The sequence below is a fragment of the Microbacterium sp. KR10-403 genome, from assembly GCF_040196215.1.
GTDB lineage: Bacteria > Actinomycetota > Actinomycetes > Actinomycetales > Microbacteriaceae > Microbacterium.
Genome location: NZ_JBEGDC010000005.1, coordinates 348717 through 373412 on the forward strand (window position 1 = coordinate 348717; position 24696 = coordinate 373412).

General features: G+C 68.2%; 26 protein-coding genes and 1 pseudogene. 7 read left to right on the forward strand and 20 right to left on the reverse strand.

The window, feature by feature from the left end; genetic code table 11:
* Positions 1 to 6: 6 nt before the first annotated feature.
* Positions 7 to 501, forward strand: a pseudogene (locus ABMQ42_RS13445) (MBL fold metallo-hydrolase); the annotation flags it as partial.
* Positions 502 to 738: 237 nt separating this feature from the next.
* Here the strand turns inward: ABMQ42_RS13445 and ABMQ42_RS13450 are convergent.
* From ABMQ42_RS13450 to ABMQ42_RS13460, 3 genes are all read right to left on the reverse strand, one after another.
* Positions 739 to 1506, reverse strand: coding sequence for a class I SAM-dependent methyltransferase (locus tag ABMQ42_RS13450; RefSeq protein ID WP_349723498.1), 768 nt, complete (start codon positions 1504 to 1506; stop codon positions 739 to 741).
* 22 nt (positions 1507 to 1528) lie between these two features.
* Complete coding sequence (locus tag ABMQ42_RS13455) at positions 1529 to 1957, reverse strand: cupin domain-containing protein (protein WP_349723499.1); 429 nt, start codon at positions 1955 to 1957, stop codon at positions 1529 to 1531.
* A gap of 77 nt (positions 1958 to 2034) precedes the next feature.
* Positions 2035 to 3321, reverse strand: coding sequence for an MFS transporter (locus ABMQ42_RS13460; RefSeq protein ID WP_349723500.1), 1287 nt, complete (start codon positions 3319 to 3321; stop codon positions 2035 to 2037).
* Between the two features lie 66 nt (positions 3322 to 3387).
* Between ABMQ42_RS13460 and ABMQ42_RS13465 the strand changes: the two genes are divergently transcribed.
* Complete coding sequence (locus ABMQ42_RS13465) at positions 3388 to 4245, forward strand: PHP domain-containing protein (protein WP_349723501.1); 858 nt, start codon at positions 3388 to 3390, stop codon at positions 4243 to 4245.
* 57 nt (positions 4246 to 4302) lie between these two features.
* On the opposite strand, the gene ABMQ42_RS13470 is transcribed toward ABMQ42_RS13465, so the two are convergent.
* From ABMQ42_RS13470 to ABMQ42_RS13500, 7 genes are all read right to left on the reverse strand, one after another.
* The gene (locus ABMQ42_RS13470; RefSeq protein WP_349723502.1) at positions 4303 to 4671 is read right to left on the reverse strand and encodes a hypothetical protein; all 369 of its coding nucleotides are present in this window, start codon (positions 4669 to 4671) and stop codon (positions 4303 to 4305) included.
* Positions 4672 to 4966: 295 nt separating this feature from the next.
* A complete protein-coding gene (locus ABMQ42_RS13475; RefSeq protein WP_349723503.1) occupies positions 4967 to 5206 on the reverse strand; it encodes a hypothetical protein in 240 nt (79 codons plus the stop codon).
* 184 nt (positions 5207 to 5390) lie between these two features.
* Complete coding sequence (locus ABMQ42_RS13480) at positions 5391 to 5846, reverse strand: NUDIX domain-containing protein (RefSeq protein ID WP_349723504.1); 456 nt, start codon at positions 5844 to 5846, stop codon at positions 5391 to 5393.
* A 49-nt stretch (positions 5847 to 5895) separates the two neighbouring features.
* Positions 5896 to 6330: a type II toxin-antitoxin system VapC family toxin gene (locus ABMQ42_RS13485; RefSeq protein WP_349723505.1), complete on the reverse strand. Its 435-nt coding sequence runs from the start codon at positions 6328 to 6330 to the stop codon at positions 5896 to 5898.
* Positions 6327 to 6581, reverse strand: a complete 255-nt coding sequence (locus ABMQ42_RS13490) for a type II toxin-antitoxin system Phd/YefM family antitoxin (protein WP_349723506.1) — start codon at positions 6579 to 6581, stop codon at positions 6327 to 6329. Before ABMQ42_RS13490 ends, ABMQ42_RS13485 begins: the two co-directional genes overlap by 4 nt.
* A 54-nt stretch (positions 6582 to 6635) precedes the next feature.
* Entirely contained in the window at positions 6636 to 8072 is a 1437-nt protein-coding gene (locus ABMQ42_RS13495) for a serine hydrolase domain-containing protein (protein WP_349723507.1), read from the reverse strand.
* Positions 8065 to 10410, reverse strand: a complete 2346-nt coding sequence (locus ABMQ42_RS13500) for an ATP-binding cassette domain-containing protein (RefSeq protein ID WP_349723508.1) — start codon at positions 10408 to 10410, stop codon at positions 8065 to 8067. Before ABMQ42_RS13500 ends, ABMQ42_RS13495 begins: the two co-directional genes overlap by 8 nt.
* Before the next feature lie 104 nt (positions 10411 to 10514).
* On the opposite strand from ABMQ42_RS13500, the gene ABMQ42_RS13505 reads away from it, so the two are divergent.
* Positions 10515 to 11078 (forward strand): HdeD family acid-resistance protein, encoded by a 564-nt coding sequence (locus ABMQ42_RS13505; protein WP_349723509.1) that lies wholly within the window; start codon positions 10515 to 10517, stop codon positions 11076 to 11078.
* A 56-nt stretch (positions 11079 to 11134) separates the two neighbouring features.
* Here the strand turns inward: ABMQ42_RS13505 and ABMQ42_RS13510 are convergent, their stop codons facing one another.
* A complete protein-coding gene (locus tag ABMQ42_RS13510) occupies positions 11135 to 11899 on the reverse strand; it encodes an SDR family oxidoreductase (protein WP_349723510.1) in 765 nt (254 codons plus the stop codon).
* Positions 11900 to 12028: 129 nt separating this feature from the next.
* On the opposite strand from ABMQ42_RS13510, the gene ABMQ42_RS13515 reads away from it, so the two are divergent.
* The 4 genes from ABMQ42_RS13515 to ABMQ42_RS13530 all read left to right on the forward strand — a co-directional run bounded on the left by ABMQ42_RS13515 (position 12029) and on the right by ABMQ42_RS13530 (position 14723).
* The gene (locus ABMQ42_RS13515) at positions 12029 to 12514 is read left to right on the forward strand and encodes an NfeD family protein (RefSeq protein ID WP_349723511.1); all 486 of its coding nucleotides are present in this window, start codon (positions 12029 to 12031) and stop codon (positions 12512 to 12514) included.
* Complete coding sequence (locus ABMQ42_RS13520; protein WP_349723512.1) at positions 12511 to 13476, forward strand: SPFH domain-containing protein; 966 nt, start codon at positions 12511 to 12513, stop codon at positions 13474 to 13476. The genes ABMQ42_RS13515 and ABMQ42_RS13520 overlap by 4 nt, the downstream gene beginning before the upstream one ends.
* On the forward strand, positions 13473 to 14246 hold the full coding sequence (locus tag ABMQ42_RS13525) for a glycerophosphodiester phosphodiesterase family protein (RefSeq protein ID WP_349723513.1): 774 nt from the start codon (positions 13473 to 13475) through the stop codon (positions 14244 to 14246). The genes ABMQ42_RS13520 and ABMQ42_RS13525 overlap by 4 nt, the downstream gene beginning before the upstream one ends.
* 102 nt (positions 14247 to 14348) lie before the next feature.
* On the forward strand, positions 14349 to 14723 hold the full coding sequence (locus ABMQ42_RS13530) for an RNA polymerase-binding protein RbpA (RefSeq protein WP_349723514.1): 375 nt from the start codon (positions 14349 to 14351) through the stop codon (positions 14721 to 14723).
* Here ABMQ42_RS13530 and lnt read toward each other — a convergent pair whose 3' ends face one another.
* The 9 genes from lnt to ABMQ42_RS13575 form a co-directional block, all read right to left on the reverse strand.
* Complete coding sequence (gene lnt / locus ABMQ42_RS13535) at positions 14724 to 16304, reverse strand: apolipoprotein N-acyltransferase (protein ID WP_349723515.1); 1581 nt, start codon at positions 16302 to 16304, stop codon at positions 14724 to 14726.
* A 21-nt stretch (positions 16305 to 16325) separates the two neighbouring features.
* Positions 16326 to 18806 carry a DEAD/DEAH box helicase gene (locus ABMQ42_RS13540; protein WP_349723516.1) on the reverse strand — a complete coding sequence of 827 codons (2481 nt, stop codon included), beginning with the start codon at positions 18804 to 18806 and terminating at the stop codon, positions 16326 to 16328.
* Positions 18803 to 19549, reverse strand: a complete 747-nt coding sequence (tatC, locus tag ABMQ42_RS13545) for a twin-arginine translocase subunit TatC (protein ID WP_349723651.1) — start codon at positions 19547 to 19549, stop codon at positions 18803 to 18805. The genes ABMQ42_RS13540 and tatC overlap by 4 nt, the downstream gene beginning before the upstream one ends.
* 66 nt (positions 19550 to 19615) lie before the next feature.
* Complete coding sequence (gene tatA / locus ABMQ42_RS13550) at positions 19616 to 19852, reverse strand: Sec-independent protein translocase subunit TatA (RefSeq protein ID WP_349723517.1); 237 nt, start codon at positions 19850 to 19852, stop codon at positions 19616 to 19618.
* Positions 19853 to 19884: 32 nt separating this feature from the next.
* Positions 19885 to 20904, reverse strand: a complete 1020-nt coding sequence (locus tag ABMQ42_RS13555; RefSeq protein WP_349723518.1) for a helix-turn-helix transcriptional regulator — start codon at positions 20902 to 20904, stop codon at positions 19885 to 19887.
* Positions 20901 to 21830 carry a helix-turn-helix transcriptional regulator gene (locus ABMQ42_RS13560; protein ID WP_502884713.1) on the reverse strand — a complete coding sequence of 310 codons (930 nt, stop codon included), beginning with the start codon at positions 21828 to 21830 and terminating at the stop codon, positions 20901 to 20903. Before ABMQ42_RS13560 ends, ABMQ42_RS13555 begins: the two co-directional genes overlap by 4 nt.
* A 126-nt stretch (positions 21831 to 21956) precedes the next feature.
* Positions 21957 to 22916: an FKBP-type peptidyl-prolyl cis-trans isomerase gene (locus tag ABMQ42_RS13565; protein ID WP_349723519.1), complete on the reverse strand. Its 960-nt coding sequence runs from the start codon at positions 22914 to 22916 to the stop codon at positions 21957 to 21959.
* Between the two features lie 9 nt (positions 22917 to 22925).
* Entirely contained in the window at positions 22926 to 23954 is a 1029-nt protein-coding gene (locus tag ABMQ42_RS13570) for a tRNA (adenine-N1)-methyltransferase (RefSeq protein WP_349723520.1), read from the reverse strand.
* Entirely contained in the window at positions 23951 to 24631 is a 681-nt protein-coding gene (locus ABMQ42_RS13575; RefSeq protein WP_349723521.1) for an HAD family hydrolase, read from the reverse strand. The genes ABMQ42_RS13570 and ABMQ42_RS13575 overlap by 4 nt, the downstream gene beginning before the upstream one ends.
* Positions 24632 to 24696: the final 65 nt, after the last annotated feature.

Below are 24696 nucleotides of genomic sequence, written 5' to 3' on the forward strand. Positions count from 1 at the left end.
CGCAAGATGTCGACGAACTCGACCGTCGTGACGGGTGGTGGGACGGCGCTCCTGGTCGACCCCGCATGGCTCCCTGATGAGCTGGACGACCTTGCGTCGCAGATCGACCATCGCGGGCTGCGCGTCATCGGCGGGTTCGCGACGCACGCCCACCAGGATCACCTGTTGTGGCATCCCGGCTTCGGTGATGCGCCGCGGTGGGGTTCTCACGAGACGGCACGGCTCGCCGTGTCCGAAAGGCAGACGCTCGTCGGCTTTCTGGGGCCGGACTCTCCGGCTGAGCTCGTGGATCTCATGGGTCGGATCAACGGAGTTGACGACCACGTGCCTGACGACTCGCTACCGGCGGGAGTCGACGTCGAGTTGATCGTTCACGACGGCCACGCCCCAGGTCACACGGCACTCTGGCTTCCGCAAGAGCGGGTGTTGATCGCCGGCGACATGCTCAGCGACACCGAACTGCCGCTGCCGTTCTTCCCTGACGATCTGTCCGCATACATCGCCGCGCTCGACGTGCTCGCGCCCTTCGCTGAGCGAGCCAGTCTCGTCGTCCCCGGGCACGGGAACGTCGGCGCGAATGCCCTCGCGCGTCTGGACGCTGACCGGCGGTACATCGACGGCATGATCACGCGCGGCCGGTCGGACGATCCGCGGATCGCTCGCCCCGGCATGGCCGAAGAGCACGCGCATATGAAGCGGCTGGCGGGGGAGTACCGCGCGATCTCAGAGACGTCGCTCCTACGGGCGCGACACGATCAGGCGCAGCGACCCGTCGAAGGCCGGTGCCGAGCGAAGCGCGCCGTGCCGGGCATCCCACGTCCCGTCCTCGAGGTCTGCGCGGAGGGTCCTCTCGAAGCGGTCGGCGATATCGGGGGAGACGAAGCTCCACGCCGAGTTCGCCCGACGAGCACCCGGATCGAGCAGCGCCTCGGGGCGACCGTAGTACGCCTCGCCGAAGCCGTCGGTGCAGTCGAGGGGAATGGGAACCGACGAGACCTCGATCTCGCCGCCGAGCCGGTCGGCGATGCGCTCGATGCTCGGGTAACGGCCTGCCTCGGTCGCGATCACCTCGGGAGCGTACTCGGCGAGCCAGAAGCGATCGAGCGCGGCGGGATCGCAGGTGAGGATGACCATCGGCCCGCGTGTGACCCGTCGGAGTTCGTGGAGCCCCGCGGTGAGATCGTGCCACTGGTGGACGGTGAAGGAGGCGAGTGCCGCGTCGAAGGCGTGGTCGCCGAAGGGGAGTGCCTCAGCGGTCGCGTCGACGGCGCTGGTGAGATGCGCGGGTCGCTGCGCCCGCATCGTCGCGCTCGGCTCGACAGCGGTCACGTCACGATCGGTCGGCTCATACGAGCCGGCTCCGGCACCGACGTTGATGATGCTGCGGGCGTTGCCGAGGGCTCTCTCGATCGCCGCGAAGACACGCGGGTCGGGTCGGCGGTAGTGAGAGTAGCCGTCGCCGATCACGGCGTAGTCGGCGTCACCCGCGCTGCCGTCGGTGTTCATGGCCTTGCACCGATCGGGCTCTTCACCACGGGGCGGGACGGTCCGGGTCGCGCTTGCTGTCGTCGGGGAGCTTGGGCAGCGGTTCGCCTCCGGAACGGATGCACAGCCACCGAAGCTGCCCATCGCTGTCGGGGCGGGCGCGCCAGGTGCGCCACACACCCTGTCCGACCCTGACGACGGTGCCGGGCCCGACCTCGACGACGTCGTTGTCGAGCCCCATCTGGCCGGTTCCCGCCAGGAAGACGTACAGCTCTTCGATGCGCGCGTGCGCGTGCCAGTATCCGGCTTCCTCACCCGGCTCGAGCGCGTTGGCGGTCATGCCGATGTACTGCATCGTCAGCTCGTGGTCGACGACTCTGCGCCCGTCGCGCGAGCGCGCGGCGTCGAATCCGCCGTGGAACGCACGCCATTGGTCAAGACCACCGATGTTCACGACCTCGTAGTCACCCATGTGTACGAACATCCCACACGCGCGGGTGCGATTGTCAAGGCTGCGGCTGCGGGTCGCGGGGGAGGGCCCGTCAAGATTCAGGTCGCGGGATCCTCATGCCGGGCTGCCCGCAGAGGCGAGAAGACGATGACGAGCGCGGCGACGGCGAAGGCGACAGCACCGAGTCCGAGCGTCCATCGGTAGCCGAGCACAGTCATCAGCACGCCTGTCAGCAACGCGCCGAAGAAGAAGACGATGCGGTTCACGGTGCGGATCGTCGCGTTCATACGGCCCTGGATCGCGTCGGGCGCGATGGCTTGCCGATAGGAGATGTCGTTCGTGTCCTCGATTCCCATCGCCAGACCGTAGACGAACTGCGCCGCCGCAACGATCCAGAGGGTGATGGCCATGGGCCTCTGAGACGAGAACGGCACGACCGCGAGGACGAGCCAGGGGATGACGGCGAGAACGCGTCCGAGCAGGATGCCTCGACCGGCGCCGAGCAGCACCCCCACGTGCGGCGCGATGAGCGCACCGACGAACCCGCCTACCCCGCCCGCAGCGAGTGCCAGCCCGTACGCCCACTCCGGCAGACGCAAAGCCCGCAGCACATAGACGGCGAACGCCGTCACGACGATGCTGTTTCCCAGAAACCAGACGTGTACCGAGATGGCGAGTGGCCGAAGAGTTGCGTGCCGGTAGACAAACCGCATGCCCTCGCCGATGTCGTGGCCGACGTGACGACCGCGCGGTCGCGGTGCCGCTTTGGGCTCGGTGATGCGGATGCGCGCTTGCAACACCGCCGCGATGGCATTGATCAGCGCTTCGATGGCGAACAGCATCGGCGGGCCGATGAGATTGAGCAGTGCGCCGCCGAGCGCGGGCCCGGCCGTGGTCGCCACAGTACTGCTCTGGCCGAGACGTGCGTTCGCCGAGACGAGCGATGCGCGCGGAACGATCCGGGGGAGGAGCGGCTGGGCAGCCGATTCAGCGAAGAGCGTGAGCACGCCGAGAGCGAGGATCACCGCGCTCAGCGACCAGAAGTCGAGGGTGTCTGTCAGCAGAAGGACAGGAACGACCGCAAGCACCATGGCGCGGCCCACCGTGGTCGCGACGAGAGTGCGTTGCCGTCGCCAGCGGTCCATGAACGCCCCGATGATGAGGCCCAGGAAGAGGTAGGGAACCACACCGAGCGAACTCAACACGCTGATCTGCAGGGGAGTGGCCTCGAGCACATTGACGATCACGACCTGGAACGCGACGCCCGCGATAGCACCTCCGAAGGCGCGGAGTGTGGTTGCGGTCCAGAAGTACGCGAATGCGGGATGCCGCAGGATCTCGCGCGGGGCAGACGCAGCGTCTCCATTACCGGCGTCGTCGCGCATGTGCCCAGGGTATCGGGACGATCGGAGCCCACTGCAGGCCCATGCGACGGAGTAGCGTGACTGGGCATGACGAGCCGGCCCGCTGACGCACATGTCCACAGCGAGTGGTCGTGGGATGCCGGATCCGATCCAGCCTCGGCCGGCACCATGGACCGTACCTGCGCGCGTGCCGTACGCATAGGTCTCCCGGCCGTGATCTTCACGGAGCACCTCGACCTCGATCCTGAGTGGGTGGTGGAGGAGCCGGCCGATATCGGGACCACCGCTCAGCGCTATGTGGATGGGCAGGGGCGTGTGCGGTTGCCCCCTTTCGATGTGGAGGGCTACCTCGAGGCCATCGAACGCTGCCGCCGTGTGTACCCGGGACTTCGAATCCTCACCGGCGTGGAGTTCGGCCAGCCTCATCTGTGGGCCCGCGAAGCCGCCGATCTGATCGGCAGCGGCGTGATCGACCGCGTCAACGGGTCGCTGCACATGCTGCCGTACCAGGGATCGACGCGCACTGAGCCGACGAGCCTCTATCACTCCCGACCGGCCGACGAGGTGATGTGGGCGTACCTCGAAGAGATTCCGCGCATGGTCGCCGGGAGCGACTCGTTCGAGGTGTTCACGCACATCGACTTCGCCATCCGTACGTGGCCGGCTGAGCGGGTCGGCCCGTTCGACCCGACTGAGTTCGAAGAGGGGTTCCGCACCGCGATGCGTGCGCTCGCAGCATCCGATCGGGCACTGGAGCTGAATACGCGCCGGCTCTGGCCATGGATACCGCAGTGGTGGGCGGAAGAAGGCGGCCGCGCCGTCACCTTCGGCAGCGATGCACACCGGGCTCAGGATGTGGCGGCGAACTTCCCGGAGGCGGTGCTGATGGCCGAATACTTCGGCTTCAGGCCGGGGCGACGCCCCGAGGACTTCTGGACCCGTTGACGTCGATCGCGTGCGCGGGTGGATACCGGCTCCACGCGTGGTCGGCCGTGCTGCACGTCATTCTTCGTGCGGCGCGGGTTCGTCCGGAAGAGGCGCGCCCGGGCCGTCGAGGCGGAGTGGATCGGCGTGAGGCGGACCGGCGATCTGAGACGTCGCATCAGCGGACGGCACATAATACGTCGGGGGAGTCCGCCCCGAATAGATGGATTGGACCGGGTCCTGACCCGGCACGCTGAGGCGTTCCGCGCGGCGGCCGTGCCGATGGAGGCGCCAGCCGTTGACGACCGCACCGATCGCGAATGTGGCATATAAACCCCAGATGAGCCATATGATCCAGGCGGCTGTCGTGAACGTCGCCCAACACAGCGCCGCGAACCCGCCGAGCAGCAGACCGACCACGATCAGGCGACGGATGCCGGTGCTCATGGCGTCCTCCTCAGCGTTGAGACAGGCTGATGGACCCCGGACTTCCATCCTGGTCCATGGCGGGGCCAAGGGCTTCACACAGTGCGAATCCTCGCGGTGCTCCGTCAGGGGAGTGGTCGCGCGAGCTCGAGCTGTACGCCGGCGGCATATGGGTGCGAGCGAGTGCGGCCCGTCGCTGTGAACCGATGGCGAGCATAGAAGCGGCGTGCGGGTTCCACGTCTTCATGCACGTAGAGGCGGAGCTGCGACGAGCGCGGCTTCGCCCACAGAAGGATGCGCGCGAGAAGCGCGTCCGCTACGCCGTGGGTTCTGCCACGGAAGTCCAGCGCTGCGTGGAGGCCTCGATCGCAACGAGTGCCGTGTCATCGTCCTGCTCACCGCAGCGAGCTCGTAGCCGCCAGTCGTCCTCTGTCATCGACAACGTCGTCTGAAGCGTCGCGCCATAGGAGATCGGATTGTCCGTTGCGTTCTCGACTCGGAACGCACGGACAAGCGGCCAGTCGTCCTCACACGTGGTCCGGATGGTGAAACTCACGAGCTCATTTTATGAAGCCGTCGCGCACGCGTTCTTCGGGATGAACAGGACCGCCCTGCGTACGAGAAGGCAACTCCCAAGAGCGCGATTGAACGCCCACGCCGCGCGCCGGAGGAGGGCGCGTGCAACGGCACCCCGGGCCCTTGTCAACGCGAACTGACATAATGTGCATTATCGGCGTATCTCATGAGGGCCGAGCGGGGCCGCGAATCCACGTGCTCGCCGCCGCGGGATAGAGCGGAACATCGACCTCGGAGTCATCGAACGGTCGCCACACGACGGGCATGACCGCACCGTCCGACTCGGTCAGCGTCCCGTCGTCGTCGGACGGGACCGGATCCACAGAGCCGGAATACAGCGCGACGATCTCATGACCGAGCTCGCCGTTGTAGCGAAAGATGTTCTCGACGACGCCCAGATGCGTCAGGTCGTGCACGCGCGCGCCGAGCTCTTCGTCGACCTCGCGGATGATCGCCTCTTCGAATGTCTCCCCGAGCTCCACGCTGCCGCCGATGACTCGGTGGTATCCCTGAGGATTCTCGTCGGTCGGCTCGTTGACGCTGACGAGATGACTCGTGCCATCGGGGTGCGGCGCGACGAGCATCGCCTTGACGCGGATGTACGAGCGGTCGACAGGCATGCCCTCCATCATGCAGCAACACTGGGGACGTCGACTGCGGCTCGGACAGTCACGAGAGGCGCTGATTCGTATCCACCGTGGCCAGCCCGGAGCGCCGCCAGGCGACGAGTAGATCACGATCCCCCGACATCACGATCGAGTCCAGCGACGCGGCGCGCAGTGCACTCGCGAACTGCACTGCGTCATAGCCGCGGAGCCCCTGATTCCTGGCAGCATCGGCGGCTTCTTCCATCAGCGAGACATCCACCTCGACGATCTGCACCATCTCCCACAGGGTGCTGAGGCGACGGCGAGCCTCGTCGTATGACTCGCGCATCAGCCGACCCATGCGCTCGGCGGACGCCAGCGCCGCGGCGGCTTCCACGTACGAGAGACGACTCGTGACCACCTGATCGGCGACCGTCCACACGTGCGCGCACAGCGGTGAGCTTGGTCCGGCGACAATGAGCGGGACGATCGCCGAGGTGTCGAAATACGCGATCACCGCCGTTGCTCGTCCACGAGGTCGCTCACCGCCCCCTCGGCGCGAACGGGCGCCTCAAGCTCAGACTTCGCTCGCACGGCGAGCGTCACAAGGCCGCGTGACGCCAAAGCTTCCAGAGCAGTCGGAGCGCCGTATGGCACGAGACGCGCGACTGCACGGCCGTGATCGGTCACGACGACCTCTCCCCCATCACGCGCGACAGCGACATAGCGGCTGAGGCCATCGCGCAGCTCCCGGATACCGACATTCATCGCAACCCCTCCGTTTGTGGCTACCAATATCACCACATTGTAGCCACAAAGGCCCTACGCGACATCGGGCCTGGTCATCAGCGGCGCGCGCAGGTGCAGCAGAAGGTCCGGACCCGTCAGCGGGACCGTCGTCCAGCGTGCGCGCGCGACGCCCGTGTCGGCGTCGACCGTGAGACGCACGCAGTGCGGACTGGCGATCACGTAGAGGTCGGTCACGAAGGTGTTGCCTACCCAGGCGCCGGCGGCGCGCACGGGGCGGCCGAGTGGTGAGCTCGCGGCCCAGCATCCATGACCGATCTCGATGTCGAGCAGTCCTTCGAATCGCGCCCGCCAGCCGCCGTCGATCCGCTCGAGGAGTAGCCCCGCTCCCCCGGGGAGCGCGTCGTCCGGACCAGATGCCTCCAGCGTCGCGACGACGGGCACCAAAGGTCCCGCTGCCCCCTCGGGCATCGGCAGCGAGAGTGAGCGCAACCGCTCGACGAGAGCCGCGTCGTCGTCGGCACTGTCAGCGACGTCGAGACCGGGAAGCAGGCACTCCCAGATGGCGTCGAGCACATCCTGGGCTTCGCGGACTTCCCGCTGAGCCGACGTGACGGCGACCACGAGGTCGCAGGAGGGAACAACGACGCAGTACTGACCGAAGGCGCCGAAGCCGTAGAATCCGTGGCGCGACATCCAGATCTGATAGCCATATCCGCTGAGAAAGTCGGGGCCATCGGATCCTTCGCCCGTGCGCCGGCCGGCGATGTGCAACTGCGTCGCACGCTCCACATAGTCGCGCGGTACCAGCTGCCGGTCTCCCCAGCGCCCGCCGCGCAGCAGCAGCTCGCCGAAGGCGGCCACCGACTCGGTCGTCAGGTGCAGCCCGTGAAAGCCGAAGGCACGACCGCTGGCGACGCGGTCCCACTCTGCCTCGTCGATGCCCATGGGACGCAACAGCCGCTCGTCGAGAAACTCGGGCAGGCCCCGGCCGGTGACCTTCTCCAGCATGCGCGCCAGGACGAACGTCGTCGCATTGTCATAGGTGTGCACCTCACCGACGCCCTCGGAGAACGGCACCCGCAGGAAGCCTTTGACAAGATCGCCGGGCTCGAGCCGCCACGCCTCTTCGAGGCTGTCCACCGCATGCCCGGCGCTCATCGAGAGCAGGTGGTGCACGGTCACCGCAGCACCCTGCGGGGACACGTCATCGGGCACGTGCTCAGGCAGCACATCGACCACCCGGTCGTCGAGCGAGAGCAGGCCGTCCGCGATCGCCATTCCGACCGCGATCGAGGTGAACGACTTCGTGAGCGAGTACAGCAGGTGCGGCTGTTCGGCCGCGTAGGGTGCCCACCAGCCCTCGGCGGCGACGTTGCCATGCCGCACCACCATCAGCGAGTGACATTCGACGCTCAGCCGTTCGAGCCGGTCCAGCAGCGCACCGACCGCTCGAGAGGAGACACCGACGGCCGCCGGCACGGATCGGGGCAGAAGACGGCGTTCAGGCACCGACATACTCTGCCAGATACTCCCCCGTCAGCGTCGAGTGGTCGGCGACGAGCTGCGCGGGCGTCCCCTCGAACACCACACGTCCCCCGTCGTGGCCGGCGCCAGGGCCCAGGTCGATGATCCAGTCGGCGTGGGCCATCACCGCCTGGTGGTGCTCGATGGCGATGACGCTCTTGCCGGCATCCACCATCCGATCCAGCAGTCCGAGCAGATTTTCCACATCGGCGAGGTGCAGGCCGCTGGTCGGTTCGTCGAGCACGTACACCTCTCCACCGTCGGCCATCTGCGTCGCGAGCTTGATGCGCTGACGCTCACCGCCCGACAGCGTCGACAGCGGCTGGCCGAGCGTGAGGTAGCCGAGACCGACGTCCACGAGACGGCCGAGGATCTTCGTCACGGCCGGGATCTTCGCCCCGCCGTCGGCGAAGAACGCGGCAGACTCGGCCACCGGCATCCCGAGCACCTCCGTGATGTCGAGGCCACCCAGTGTGTACTCGAGCACGGCGGGTTGGAAGCCCTTGCCGCCGCAGTCCTCGCACGGGGTCTCGACCGTGTCCATGAACCCGAGCTGCGTGGTGATCACGCCCGAGCCCTTGCACGTGGGGCAGGCGCCCTCCGAGTTCGCGCTGAACAGCGCCGGCTTCACGCCGTTCGCCTTCGCGAAAGCCTTGCGGATGGGCTCGAGCATGCCGGTGTACGTGGCGGGATTGCTGCGACGCGACCCCTTGATGGCACCCTGGTCGACCGCGACGACCCCCTCGCGCCCCACGACCGAGCCCTCGATGAGCGAGCTCTTTCCCGAACCCGCCACACCGGTGATGACCGTGAGCACACCGAGCGGGACGTCCACATCCACGTCCTGCAGATTGTGGGCGTTCGCGCCGCGGATGGAAAGAACAGTGGATGCTGCGCGCACAGCCGTCTTCACCGACGCACGGTCGTCGAAATGCCGACCCGTCAGAGTGCCGCTGGTGCGCAAACCGTCCACGTCGCCCTCGAAGCAGACCTGTCCCCCGGACGTGCCCGCACCGGGGCCCAGGTCCACGACATGATCGGCGATCGCGATGGTCTCGGGCTTGTGCTCGACGACCAGCACGGTGTTGCCCTTGTCACGCAGCTGTAGCAGCAGCGTGTTCATGCGCTGGATATCGTGCGGGTGCAGACCGATCGTCGGCTCGTCGAAGACGTACGTCACGTCAGTGAGAGACGAGCCGAGGTGGCGGAGCAGTTTGATGCGCTGCGACTCCCCGCCACTGAGCGTGCCCGACGGTCGCTCCAGGCTCAGATACCCCAGGCCCAGTGTCACGAAGGCGTCGAGATTGGCGCCCAGTGCGTTCAGAAGAGGCCCTGCTTCGGGGCGATCCAGCCCCCGCACCCACGCCGCAAGATCGGTCACCTGCATGCGGCACGCGTCGGCGATGCTCACACCGTCGATCAGCGACGAGCGTGCAGCCTCGGTGAGGCGTGTGCCGTCGCACTCCGGGCAGATCGTGAACGTCGCCGCACGCTCGACGAAGCGCCGGACATGGGGCTGCAGAGACTCGACGTCCTTCGAGAGCATCGACTTCGTGATCTTCGGGATGAGTCCCTCGTACGTCACGTTGATCCCGTTGATCTTGACCTTCGTCGGCTCGCTGTACAGGAAGGCCTGGCGTTGCTTGTCGGTGAACGTCGAGATCGGCTTGTCCGCCGGATAGAACCCCGACTCGGCGAAGCCGCGCACCATCCAGCCGTCGGCGGTGTACCCGGGCACGAGGATCGCGCCGCCCAGAAGCGACAGCGACTCGTCGACGACGGCGGTGAGGTCGATGTCCGAGACCTGTCCCCGCCCCTCGCACCGCGGGCACATGCCGCCGAGATAGACGGCGTTGCGGACGATCTTCTTGCCGCCTTTGGCGGAGGTCATGATGCCGCTGGCCTTCTGCGTCGGGACGTTGAAGGAGAAGGCGGTCGGGCCGCCGATGTACGGTTCCCCGAGTCGCGAGAACAGGATGCGCAGCATCGCGTTCGCGTCCGTCACGGTGCCCACGGTCGAGCGCGGATTCGCGCCGAGGCGCTCCTGGTCGACGACGATCGCCGTCGTCAAGCCTTCGAGCACGTCGACCTCGGGGCGTGCGAGCCGGGGCATGAACCCCTGGACGAAGGCGCTGTAGGTCTCATTGATCATGCGTTGCGACTCGGCGGCGATCGTGCCGAAGACCAGCGAGCTCTTCCCCGAGCCGGAGACACCGGTGAACACCGTCAGACGGCGCTTCGGGATCTGCAGGTCGATGCCTTTGAGGTTGTGCTCGCGAGCCCCGCGGACCCGGATCATGTCGTGTGCGTCGGCGGCATGCATGAGGCACAGCGTACGACAGCGTGTCGGTGGTGAGCGCACTCCCCGGGGCACTAGTCTGGCCCAGAGAAAGGCCTCACAGGTAAATCTCAGAAAGGCACTCCCCCATGTCCACAGATACCTCGCCGGCCGCCAAGTCTGCGGTCAACGGCATCCGCACATTCCTCGGTCTCTCCGGCCTGATCGCCCTCATCGTCGGAATCCTGATCCTCGTCTGGCCGGGCAAGACCGCCGTCGTCGTCACCGCGATCATCGCGATCTATGCGATCGTCGGCGGCCTCGTCTACCTCGGCCTCGGCATCTTCTCGCGCACGATGGGCGGCTGGGCCCGTGTCGGCCACCTCGTGCTCGGCCTGCTCTACATCGTCGCGGGCATCATCGCGTTCACGAACCTGCAGCACACGGCGCTGTGGCTCGCCGTCTTCCTCGGCATCCTGGTCGGCATCATGTGGATCATCGAGGGCGTCGTCGCACTGACGACCCTCGGCGGTGCGGTCTCGAAGGGCCTGACGGTGTTCTTCGCGATCCTGAGCATCATCGCCGGCATCGTCCTGCTGATGTCGCCGCTGTGGGGCGCGGTCGTCCTCTGGTGGCTGCTGGGCATCTCGCTGGTCGTGCTGGGCATCATCCAGATCGTCCGCGCCTTCACGTTCAGCCCTAAGGCGCTCTGACCTCATCACGACATGACGAAGGCCCCGGGACATATCCCGGGGCCTTCGTCGTCTGCTCACTCCGCGACGAACGAGCCGGTGTCGCCGACGAGACGGATGTTGTCCGCGGGGATCGGATCGATCGCGGCCTGCGTGACCTCTGCGGCGAACTCCGCCACGTTGTAGAGCTTCCCGGCGGCGTCCCGACGCGATGCGATCGCGTCGGGGTTCATGCGGTTCAGCAGCGTCGCGGTGATGGTGCCCTCGATCATGTCGCCCGACACGACCACGAACTCGACGCCCTTCTCGGTCAGCGCCGGGATCCGCTCGCGCAGGGCGTCCTCCCCCGCGCGCTTCGACAGCGCGACCGCCTCGTATTCGGGCATGGTCTCGGTGGTACGGATGAAGTGGGCCTGGTGACTGGTCACGAATACGACGCGGGCACCCGCGGACATCAGCGGCAGCGCCGCCTCGAGCACGCGCACCTGCGCGTCGCGGTTCAGCTGCAGGGCGTAGTCCTCGGCCATGCCCGACTCCATGCCGCCGGAGGCATTGAGCACCAGCAGGTCGAGCGAGCCGAACTCCGATGCGATCTGCGCGAACATCCCGTCGACCGACGCCTGGTCGGTGAGGTCGGCGGCGACCGTCAGGACCTGCACCCCCAGCTCGCGCAGCTGGGTCGCCAGACGCTCTGCACGGGGCGCCTTGTTGCGGTAGTTGATCACGACGTTCGCGCCGGCCTCGGCGAGGTAGCGCACGGTGTCGGCGCCGATCCCGCGCGACGAGCCGGTGACCAGTGCGGTCTTTCCCTTGAGGGAATCGGGAGGAAGGATCTGGGTCACGAGAACTCCTGGAGTGTGAGGGATGCCGCAGCCACACGGACAGCGCGACGAAACCGGCGTTTCGACCTTACCAATCCCGTCGGCGCGCGCCCGGCGCATGCTAGGTTCGGAGCACGAAGGGGAGGTGGCGTGGACGTCATCACAGGGATCGAACAGTTCGCCTGGATCGCGTGGATCGCACTGATCGCGATCTTCCTCGTGATCGAGATGCTCACCCTCGATTTCACCTTCCTCATGCTGGGCATCGGCAGCCTCGCCGGACTCATCGCCGATCTGTTCGGCGCCGAGCTCTGGCTTCAGGTTCTCATCGCCGCTCTCGCCGCCGTACTCCTGATCTTCCTCGTGCGGCCGCCGCTGCTGCATCGCCTGCGCCGCGGCGAAGACCCCACGCCGTCCAACGTCGCCGCACTCATCGGCATGCCGGGGCTCGTGCTGTCGACGGTGACGCGTCTGGGCGGCCTCGTCAAACTCGACAACGGCGAGACGTGGACCGCACGGACCGCCGATGATGCGGCATCCTTCCCACCCGACACCCATGTGCGCGTCGCCCGCATCGAAGGCGCGACGGCCTATGTGCACCCCGACGCCGACTTCCCACAGGAGGAGCAGGCATGACACCCGCTCAGTACATCCCCACCATCATCGGGTGGGTGCTCGCGATCGCCGTCGCGATCTTCGTGATCACAGCGATCGTGCGCGCCATCAGGATCATCCCGCAGTCGACCGCCGGTGTCGTCGAGCGACTCGGTCGCTATCACAAGACGCTGACGCCGGGCCTGAACATCCTCGTCCCGTTCATCGACCGGCTTCGCCCGCTCCTGGACATGCGCGAGCAGGTGGTGACGTTCCCGCCTCAGCCGGTGATCACCGAAGACAACCTGACCGTCTCGATCGACACCGTGGTCTACTTCCAGGTCAACGATGCCCGGGCCGCGACGTATGAGATCGCGAACTACCTCAGCGCCGTCGAACAGCTGACCATCACCACCCTCCGCAACGTCGTCGGCGGGCTGAACCTCGAAGAGGCGCTCACAAGCCGCGACGAGATCAACCAGCGGCTGCGCGCGGTCCTCGACGAGGCCACCGGCAAGTGGGGAATCCGCGTGGCCCGCGTGGAGCTCAAGGCCATCGACCCGCCGCTGTCGATCCAGGACTCCATGGAGAAGCAGATGCGCGCGGAACGTGACCGCCGTGCGGCGATCCTGACCGCCGAGGGCACGAAGCAGTCCGAGATCCTCAAAGCGGAGGGCGCGCGCCAGGCAGCGATCCTCACCGCGGAGGGTGACAAGCAGGCACAGGTGCTGCGCGCCGAGGGCGAGGCCCAGGCGATCCAGGCGGTCTTCGACTCGATCCACAAGGGCAACCCCGACGACAAGCTCCTCGCCTACCAGTACCTCCTCACCCTCCCCAAGATCGCCGACAGCGCCTCGAGCAAGCTCTGGATCATCCCGAGCGAGTTCACGGACGCGATGAAGGGCCTCACCGGTGCCTTCGGCGGCAAGATCGCCGAGGCGGCCGAGGCCGCCCGCGCAGCCGAGAGTACGCACGGGACACCGCTGACGCCGCCCACGCCGTGACCCACCCGTGGTTCGAGGGTGCGGGCACGCCACGCGTGCTCGCACACCGCGGACTGGTGACCCCGGAAGACGCCGCCGACGGCATGGTCGAGAACTCGTTCGCCGCCGTCGCCGCCGCACACGCGGCGGGCGTCACCTACGTCGAGTCGGATTGCCACCTCACCGCCGACGGACAGGTCGTGCTCTTCCATGACAGCGACCTGCAGCGCGTCGCCGGCGATCCGCGCGCACTTGCCGAGGTGACCCTGCGAGAGCTCGAGGACCTGATGGGCGATCGCGGCGGGCTGATCACCCTCGCGCAGGCGCTCGACGCCTTCCCCGCACTGCGCTTCAACATCGATGTGAAAGCGGATGCCGCGGCCCGCCCCGCGGGCGAGATCATCGGGCGCTTCGGAGACAGGGTGCTCCTCACGAGCTTCTCCGATCGCAGACGCAGCGCGGCCCTGGCTGCGGCTGCGTCCCGAGGTCGGGTGCCCGCGACATCCGGCGGGCGTGCCACCATCATCCGCGCCCTCGCGGCCGTGCGCACCGGCCTGCGGCCTGCACTCCGGCGGACGCTGACCGGAGTGGACGCGTTGCAGGTGCCGGAGAGTGAGGGACCCGTGAAGATCGTGACCCGTCGGTTCGTCGAGGCGGCGCACCGGAACGGAGTCGAGGTGCACGTGTGGACGGTGAACGACCCCGGCGACATGCGGCGCCTGGTGGCGCTGGGCGTCGACGGCATCGTCACCGACCGCGCCGACGTGGCTCTGGCGACGCTCCACGCGTGACGCGCTGGGATTCCTCTGTGAATAGCAGGTGCGGCTGGGCTCTCTCGGATGATCCGCACAGGTCGTCACGTTATACCTGAGTAGCGACGAGAGGACCACACAATGGCAGACCGCAGCTTGCGCGGCATCCGACTCGGCGCCCAGAGCCTACAGAGCGAAGAGGGCGTCGTATTCCATGACCGCGTGCAGAAGACGTACGTGTGCACCGTCTGCGAACGTGAGACGACGCTGACGTTCGCGGCCGATGCCGAGTTCCCCGACACGTGGGAATGCCGCACCTGCGGCGAAGAGGCCGTGCTCCGCGTCGGCGAGAGCACCGTCACGGTCGACCACAGCGACGACAAGGTCGCGCGCACGCACTGGGACATGCTCCTGGAACGCCGCACGATCCCCGAGCTCGAGGAGCTCCTCGAAGAGCGTCTGGCTTACGTGCGCGCCCGCCGCGGCGAAGGCAGCCCGTCCAAGCTCAGCGCCTGATCAGTTCTTCTCTCGGATGCCGGTCCCGTCGGGGCCGGCATCCTTCGTCTTCCGGCCGTTCCGCAGAACGAGCGCGCCGCACAGCACGAGCGCGAGAAGACTCCCCCAACCCAGAACGAGCGCGAGCGTCGGCCCGATCACGACGGCGGGTGTGAGACCGGTTCTTAGCGGCACGTCGTCGAGCATGTGCCCCGCCGTGTCTGCCTTCAGACCGGCGATCTCCGATCCGTCGGGGGCGATCATCTGACTCGTGCCGACCGTCGAGATGTTCACGACCGAGCGGCCCGTCTCGATGGCGCGCATACGGGCGAACGCGAGCTGCTGCAGATTCTCATCGGTGCCGCGGAAGTCGGCGTTGTTCGTCTGGAACATGAATACCTCGGCTCCCCCCTTCGCGCCGTCGGTGATCACGTCGTCGTAGATCACGTCGAAGCAGATCGCCAGTCCCACCTTCACGTCGCCCAGGTCGAACACCGGCGCGCTGGTGCCGGGTGTGTACTCGCGCTGGATGAGGTCGATGAGATCCGGCGCGAAGAAGTGGTAGAGCCACCGATCGGGCACGTATTCGCCGAAGGGGACGGGATGCCGCTTGTCATAGGTCTGCACCGGGTTCTGCGCGCCCGCCTTCCACAGCAGCGACGAGTTGAAGTACTCCTCTCCCCGCTGGGTGACCGCCGCGACGATGAGCGGGGCGTCGAGCTCGCTCGAGAGGCCGTCCAGAACGGCGGCGGTGGTGGCGTTCTGCGTCGGGTCGGTATCCATGCTGCCCTCCGGCCACAGCAGCACATCGAGGTGCTCGCCCAGCAGCGGTGCCGTCGCATCGAGCTGCGCCTGGAGGACGTCGTTCGGACCGCGCCGGTCGAAGTACCCCGTCGGCCCGTTGCCCTGCACCGCGCCCACGCGCAGCGTGCCGGCCGGGGTCGTCGGAAACTGCGGGATCGCCACGGTCACGATCGCGACGAGCGCAGGAGCGATCAGGAGACGCACGTCTCGCCAGCGGCGGATGCGAGCGTATTCGATGACGGCCGCGCAGACGAACACCACGAGGAACGTCACGCCGTTGACGCCCACCCACGATGCCGCCTGTGCGAGCGGAGCGTTCACCTGCGTGATCCCGATCCGTCCCCAGGGGAAGCCGCCGTAGGGGAATGTGCCCAGCAGCAGCTCTCGCATGGTCCAGAGACCCGCCACGAGTGCGGGCAGCAGCGTCACGCGCGCCCACCGCGCCGGCAGCAGCCGCGGCATCCACCGGTACGCCCAGGCGATCGTCACGGAGGCGGCCGCCGTCAGCAGAGCCTCGAGGACCGACAGTGCCACCCAGGGAACGGGGCCCAGGTACCGGCCGGTGAACGACACGTTGATGAGGAAGAAGGCGATGCCGAACGCGAAGCCGACGAGGAAGGCGGCCCACGCCCGGCGGCCGATCAGCGTCAGCAGCGCGAGCGCGACGGCGACGAACGCCATCGGCCACCAGCTGAGTGCGGGAAAGGCCGTCGTCAGCAGCGCACCGGCGACGACGGCCGCGAACGTGGCGATGCCGAGGGGCAGAACAGGGCGCGGGAGAGCGCGGGCATCGGGCACCCTTCCAGGGTAGGTCACCGATCAGACCGACGAATACGCGACGATCCCGTGCCGCACCGCCTCCAGCGCGGTGCGCGCGACGCCGGCGACCTTGCGGTCGCCGATGAGCGTGAGCTGGTCAAGCAGGTCGATCGTCTGCTTCGCCCAGCGTACGAAGTCGCCGGCCGCCATGTCGGCGTCGGCCAGCACCCGCTCCAGCGGCACGCCCCGCGCCCAGCCGTGCATGGCCTGGGCAAGACCGGCGGACACCTCGGAGGTCCCGGGCAGCTGGTGGTCGTGCTCGACGTCGTCGAGTTGTGCCCACAGCCGCTGCGTGGCGCCCAGCGCGGTGCGGAACGGTCCGCGGGGCAGCGCCCGCTCCCCCGCCGACGCCTCATCACGCCGCGGCTCGTAGACGAGGCTGCAGACGAGTGCGGCCAGGCTCGCGGCATCCAGTTCTTTCCAGATGCCGGTCCGGAGGGCCTCGGACACCAGCAGATCCCGCTCCCCGTAGATGCGGCGCAGCGTGTGTGCGGCCGGCGTGAGTGCGGTCGTGCCGTCGGCGCCGACGGTGACGTAGTCGAGCGCGGCGAGCACGTCGACCACACGATCGAACTGGCGCGCGACCGTTCCGGTGCGGGTCTCGATCTGCCGGCGGAGCTTGTCGGTGGAGCGCTTGAGCTTCCAATACCGTTCGGCCCATCGCGCGTGGCTCTCGCGATCGGGGCAGGAATGGCAGGGATGCCGCTGCATGCGCCGCCGCAGCGCCTGGATCTCGCGCTGCCGCTTCTGCCGTGCCGCGTGCGTGGCCGAGCCGTCCTTGCGGTTCAGCTTCTCCAGGTCGCTGAGCTGCCGGCGGATGCCCGAGTACCCCACGAAGTCGCCGCGGTCGCACGTCATCGGCGTGACGTAGCCGGCCAGCGACTCCTCCTGCTCGCGGACGCGCCGCGCCAGCCCCACGACGGCGCGGTCGGCCTGGAACTGCGCGAACGAGCTCTCCAGGATCTCCCGCGCCCGCGAGCGACCGAACTGGTCGATGAGGTTCACTGCCATGTTGTACGTCGGCCGGAAGCTGGAGTTCAGCGGGTAGGTACGCCGCGACGCGAGGGCTGCGACCGACTGCGGGTCCATGCCCTCGGTCCACTGGATGACCGCGTGCCCCTCGACGTCGATGCCGCGACGGCCCGCACGTCCGGTGAGCTGCGTGTACTCCCCCGAGGTGATCGCGACGCGGGCCTCGCCGTTGAACTTCTCGAGCTTCTCGAGCACGACCGTGCGGGCGGGCATGTTGATCCCGAGCGCGAGCGTCTCGGTCGCGAACACCGCCTTGACGAGCTTGCGCTGGAACAGCTCTTCGACGACCTCTTTGAACACGGGCAGAAGCCCCGCATGGTGAGCGGCGACACCGCGCTCGAGGTTGTCCTTCCACTCCCAGAAGCCGAGGACCCCGAGATCTTCGTCCGCCAGTGTGCGTGTGCGCTCGTCCACGAGCGCGCGGATCTCGTCACGCTCCTCGCGGGAGGTCAGACGCACGCCGGCGCGGCGCACCTGCTGGACGGCCGCCTCGCAGCCCACACGGCTGAAGATGAAGAAGATCGCCGGCAGCAGCCGGTCGCGATCCAGCAGCCGCACGACCTCAGGGCGGTCCATCCGCTCGATGCGGTGCACGTTCGCGGAGCGGACCGGGCGCCGCCCGCCGCGTGACGGCCGGCGGTGGCTCGCCTCATAGCCGCCGCTGCTGCGGAACGACTGCGCGCGGCGGTTGTTCTCGTAGTTCGAGCCCTTGAACGAGCGGATGCGCATGAGCTCCTGATTGACCTGGGCGGTCGCCACCCCCGCACGGTCGTCGAACAGGGGCAGCAGGTCGCCGCGCACGAGGACGTGCTGCTCGAGCGGGACGGGCCGGGTCTCCGACACGACGACCTCGGTGTCGCCGCGGACCGTGTCGAGCCAGTCGCCGAACTCCTCGGCGTTCGAGACCGTCGCCGACAGGCAGACGAGGCGGACGCTGCGCGGCAGATGGATGATGACCTCTTCCCACACCGCGCCGCGGAACCGATCGGCGAGGTAGTGGACTTCATCCATCACGACGAACATGAGCCCGCGCAGCGCGCCCGAGTCGGCGTACAGCATGTTGCGCAGCACCTCGGTGGTCATCACCACGACCCGCGCGTCACCGTTGATGCTCACGTCGCCGGTGAGCAGGCCGACGTCGTCGGGCCCGTACACGTCGACGAGCTCGCGGAACTTCTGGTTCGACAGCGCCTTGATCGGTGTCGTGTAGAACGCCTTGCGACCGGGTTCGCGCATCGCCAGGTCGACCGCGAACTCTCCCACGATGGTCTTGCCCGCACCGGTGGGAGCGGCGACCAGCACCCCGCTGCCCTCTTCGAGCGCATGGCAGGCCGCGACCTGGAAGTCGTCGAGATCGAAACGCTGCCGCGCGGCGAAGTCGGAGGTCAGCGGATGCCGGCGGTCGGCCCGTGCGCTCGCGTAGCGCTCCGCGGGGCTCGGCTCGGTCACTGCTGCACCGCTGCGCGCTTGGCCTTGCGTCGGTCGAAGAGCATCGACAGCAGCGCGGCCGCGAAGTACAGCACGCAGAGGATGCCCGCCAGCAGCAGCATCGACGTGACGTCTGCGGCCGGCGTCGCAGCGGCAGCGAAGACGACGATCACGATGATCGCCACCCGCCATCCCTTGAGGATGGCCCGTCCCGTCATGATGCCGGCCAGGTTGAGTGCGACGAGGAACACCGGGGTGATGAAGGAGATCCCCACGACCAGCAGCAGCTTGAAGACGAAGTCGTAATACGTGGAGTAGTCGTAGAACTGCGCCACGCCCTTGCCGCTCGGAACGAACATCGCCATGATCTCGACCATGTGCGGCATGATCAGCCAGCCCACGAACAGCCCGCCGACGAACAGCGGGATCGCCGCTGACAGGAACCCGATGGTGTAGCGGATCTCCTTGCGGGTGAGGCCGGGCATGATGAAGGCCCAGAGCTGCCACAGCCACACGGGCGCGGAGATGATCAGCCCGATCGAGAACGCGATGCGCATGCGCAGATCGAACCCGCTCGCGACCGTGTTGAAGTTCAGTGCCGTGTAGTTGTCACCGTTGGTCGCCGCGATCTTGGCGATCGGCTCGGTGAGCAGTGCGATCACCGGCTGACTGATGATGAACGCGATGATCATCCCGGCGACCAGGCCGCCGGCGGCGATGAACAGCCGCTTGCGCAGCTCACGCAGATGCTGCCCAAGCGACATCCGCTTGTCGTGTGAGGGCTGTTCAGGCTCCTCGACCTGCGGTGGTCCTGTCTGGGTCACGTCCGGCTACGGTTTGGTGTCACCCGCGGTGTGTGAGGCGGGAGCATCGGACGGCGAATCCGTCTTCGGCTCGCTCGGCGTGGCGGACGACGTGTCGTCCTCCTTCATCGCCTTCATCTCGCCCTTGAACACGCGGGCCGACTGACCGAGACTCTTGGCCAATGCCGGCAGCTTCGCAGCGCCGAACAGCAGCAGGATCACCGCGAGGATGATCAGCAGGTGCGGCCACCCGAATGCGCCCATGATGTCTCCTTGTCGTGCGCCGTCGGTTCAGTCTAACCCTCTGGCGCGGGAGCGTCTTCTCCGCCGCGCTCGGGAACACCGGTATCGGTGTACTGCTCGAGTCCCGCCCGCGCCCAGTCGGCCGCGGCCTCACGGGCGCCGCCCGGCTCCAGGATCTCCACTTCCCCGCCACGTCCGGCCGCCAGTCGCTTCAGGCTCGTGGGGTCGGCGACGCGGATCGCAGCCACCGTCAGGTCGCCGTGCGCGATCGTCTCCTGCGCGCGATCGAGGTAGCCGCGCAGCAGCGGCGCCACCGCGTCGGGGAACCGGATGCGCACGATGTTGCCGGTCTCGCCCATGTCGAAGAGCGCCGGTGGCTGCTCCTCGCCATGGGTGATCGCGATGTCGGTGAGCGCGAGGTCGCTGACCCGATCGAGGTGGAAGGTGCGCATCGCCTGCCGCAGATGGCACCAGCCCTGCAGGTACCACTGGCCGTCGGCGATATGGACCTTCACGGGGTCGACCGTGCGCGTTGTGGCCGGTGCGTCGGGCGCCTTGTAGGTGAACGACACGGCCACCCCGCGGCGCAGGGCCTCATCGACGCTGCCGCGGACGTCGTCCACCGGCTCGGGAGCGACGATGAGATCGGCGGGAGCGCTCGACGCCCCGCGCGCGAGCTTCGCGAGGAGTCCCGCGATGACCCCGCTCTCGCCCACGCCGGGCAGAGAGCGCGCCAGCTGCAGCCCCGCCAGCAGGGCCGCCGCCTCCCGCGCCGTCAGCCGTGGTGCGTGCTCCAGCCCGACCGCGTTGGTCAGCGAGATGCGGTCGTGCTCGTCGAGCAGGTCCCAGTCGATGTCGAAGAGGTCGTTGGCCATCTGCCAGTAGCCGGCGTCACCGGGCCTTCCGATGACGGTGAGCTTCTCGACCATCGCCCGCATCTGCGTCTCAGACACGTCGAAGTCGGCGGCCGCCTCGGCGACCGTGACCTCACCCTTGCTGATGAGGTAGGGCACCAGCTGAAGCATGAGCGCCGCGCGCTCCGTCGCAAGGACCGGGCGTGCGCCGGGGGTCATCGTGCCGCTCCGTTCATGTCGAGCGCGGCGCGCAGCCGGCGCCGCACCTCATCGCGCAGTGCCGGCGGATCGACGACGCGCACCTCGGGTCCATAGGAAGCCAGCTCGTCGGCGAAGATGTGCACATCCACGAACGGGACGCGGATGCCCTGCAGCGCGGGCACCCCGCGCCGGTGCAGCCGCAGCGCCGCCTCGGTGCCGGGGTGCACCTCCAGCAGCGCGGTCTGGCGGCGGGCGAGATCTTCGAGACCCTGCAGTGCACGCTCCCCCGCGCCCTCGCGCAGGCCCGCGTCGAAGGACTCGCGGGTCACCTTCACCGCGCCGACGATGCGGGAGAGAAGGAATGTCCGCTCCTGCTCGATCTCGGTGTCGATGCCGTACACATGCCAGCGACCCTCGTACTCCGCCAGTGCCAGCGGTCGGATGCGGCGTGTGCGCGGGGTCTCGTCGCCGGGCTTGAGATACGGGAACGTCGCCACGCGGCACTGCTCGATCGCCCGCTGCAGAGGTGCGAAGGAGCCCTCATGCAGGCTGATGCGCGGCGAATACCCGATGATGGGCTCGTCGACGGTGATGCCCAGCGACCCGATCTTGCGCAGACCGCTGCGGGCATCGGCCGACAGCGATGCCTCGCCCCAGACGCCGGCCGCCAGGTTCAGCACCGCGATCTCCTCCGGAGTGAAGGTGATCTCCTCGGGGAGCGCGTACTCGCTCGTCGGCACCCGGTATCGGGCCTGTCGCAGGTCGTCGGGCTCCAGGCGGTCGCCAATCGTCTCGATCGGCACACCGAGCGCGCGCAGCCTCTCCTTGTCGCGCTCGAACATCTTCTCCAGGGCGTCTTTCGACGCTCCCGATTCGCCCTGTTCGCGGTAACCGGAGACGGACCCCAGGATCGTGTCCTTGGTCAGCCCCTGATCGGTGGCCATCAGGGCCACCACGAGGTTCAGCAGGCGCTCCTCCGGCGCATTGCGCGCAGCGGTGGACGCAGACAGGTCATCGGCGGGCACCCACCCATCCTAGGGTCGTGCGGGGTGCGATGCCCGCAGGCGCGGCTACTGGGTGCTCGTGCTCGTGTCGGGCCCGATCCCCAGGATGTCGATGACGGCGATCTGGGTGTCCTTCGCTCCGGACTCGCCGTCGGCCGGCGGGATCACGGCGAGCACCTGAGAGCCGACCGTCTGGCCCTCGACCGCCTTCTGGAAGCCCTTCGACTTCGTCGACAGCGTCACGAACTCCGCCTGCGAATCCCATGTGGTGGAGGCCACGGACTTGTCGGACCAGTTGACGATCGTGTACTGCAGCAGCACCGGACGATCCGCCGACACCTTCTCACCGTCACCGCGCTTGAGCAGCTGGATCCTCAGGTCCTTCGGAGCACTGCTGTCGGGCACGATGACACCCGGACGGCCGCCGGGAGCGCGTACGACCGCGGGCATCCCGAAACCGCCGTTGTACACGCTGCGTCCGTTCGCCGCCGCCAGATACACCTTGCGCACATCGAGCACGGCCACGAGCGAATCAGTCGAGCTCATGCCGAGGCTCGACAGCGACGCCTCGGGGATGCCGCCCGGAGCGATCGCGACCGCTGTCCGGGTGCCGGCCGTCGCGCAGTGCAGCGCATCCTCGAAGCCCGGGAATGACTGCACCCACTGCGAGACCGGGTAGACCGTGCTCTGGTCGCCGTCGTAGGCGGTCGTCACGATGGTCTTGCCCGTGGTCGCGCTGACGAGCGCGACATCGAGGACGATCATCTGCGCGTCGCTCGTGATCGGCACCGAGCCGGTGCCGGCGATGACGTCCGCGAACTGCGTCTTCTCGGCGTGCAGCGGCGTGTCGACGTCCACCTTCGGCGCGGAGTCCGCGGAGCCCGTCACCGAGATGAGGTCCATCGTCGATGAACCGGCATCCGTCACCCGCGGGCACGAGGCCGCGGGGTCGTTGCTGGACGCACAGCCGACGAGAGCGACGGCCGTCAGGGACAGGACGGCGAGGGCAGCGGGGAACTTGCGCACCGGAACAGTCTAGGCGGTCTCGTTCGGCGTCTCGTCCGCAGCGCGCCTGTCCGCTGCCGCCCGACGTGCGCCGTCGGCCGCCCGCTCGGCGTCTCGGACCCGCTTGCGCAGGTTCTTGTCGGTGATCTGCCGGTCGCCCACGGCCCCCGGCGTCCACACCTCGACGTCTTCGTCCCCATACGCCGTCTTTCGCACGGCGCGCCGACGCACATCCGGCGGAACGGCGCCCGGGGCCAGACGCCGTGCGGTCAGCAGGAACCCGGTGTGCGCGACCATGCGGTGGTCCGGGCGGACGGCGAGACCGTCCACGTGCCAGCCGCGGACCATCGTCTCGCTCGATTCCGGCTCGGTGAACAGGCCGGTCCCCCGGATGAACTCGGCGACCCGGCTGAGCTGCGTGGCCGTGGCGACGTAGCAGAGCACCACGCCACCGGGGACGAGGGCGTCGGCCACCGCGGGGATGCACTCCCACGGCGCGAGCATGTCGAGGACGACGCGGTCGGCCGTGCCGGCAGCGAACGCGGCGGGCAGTGCGTCGCTCAGATCCCCCAGGACGATCTCCCAGTTCTCCGGGAGCGCACCGAGGAAGGTCGTCGCATTGGCGCGTGCGACCTCGGCGAACTCCTCGCGTCGCTCGAAGGAGACCAGCCGTCCCTGCGGGCCGATGGCGCGCAGCATCCACAACGAGAGCGCTCCCGATCCGACGCCCGCCTCCACCACCGTCGCACCGGGGAAGATGTCGGCCTGTGCGAGGATCTGCGCGGCATCCTTCGGATACACGATCGCGGCGCCGCGGGGCATCGACATCACGAAGTCGCGCAGGAGCGGTCTCAGCGCGAGGTACTCGGTGTCGGAGCTGTTCCGCACCACCGACCCGTCGGGCAGCCCGACGAGGGCGTCGTGACGCAGGACGCCGCGGTGCGTGTGCAGCTCGCCGCCCTCACGAAGGGTGATGGTGTGCAGCCTGCCCTTGGGGCCGGTCAGCTGCACACGGTCGCCGTAGCAGAACGGGCCGCTCGGGCGGGGGAAGTCGGTCATGCGGAGCCTTCGGGACGGTGGTCGGTGTACAGGTCGGCGAGGTCGCCGACGGTGCGGCCCTCGAGAGTGGGCCAGAGCGCATGGGCGCCGACGCCGGTCAGCGAGACCATGAGCGGGACGCCGAGGGTGACGGCGCCGGAGGCGACGGCAGCGCGGAGGCCGTTGGGAGAGTCCTCGATGGCGACGACCTGGTGCGGATCGACGCCGAGGAGCTCGCTCCCCTGCAGATAGGGGTCGGGGTAGGGCTTGGGCCGCGTCACGTCGTCGCCGGCGACGATGACGTCGAAGGCATCGAAGTCGATGAGGTCGACAACCGTCTGCGCCATGCGGCGCATCGACATCGTGACCAGCGCGGTCTTCACGCCGGCATCCTTCAGCGCCTTCAGTAGCTCACGGGCTCCGGGCCGGAACGGCACACCGTCGCGCAGGAGGGACGCCAGCACCTCATCCGTCAGATGCTGGACGATGGCCGCGACATCCATCCGCACGCCGGCGTCCTGAAGGAGACGCGCCGCGTCTTCGAGGCCGAGCCCGACCATGTGCAGCGCCTGCTCCTTCGTCCAGGTGCCGCCGTACGACTCCACCAGGGGCCCCTCGGCCGCCATCCAATAGGGCTCGGTGTCGACGAGGGTCCCGTCCATGTCCCAGAGGACGGCTGCGGGAAGGCGGGAGCTCATCCCTCCATCGTATCGAGACACCCGCGGCGGGCCGGGCGAGTCGGTCGCGGGCGGCGCCTATTCTG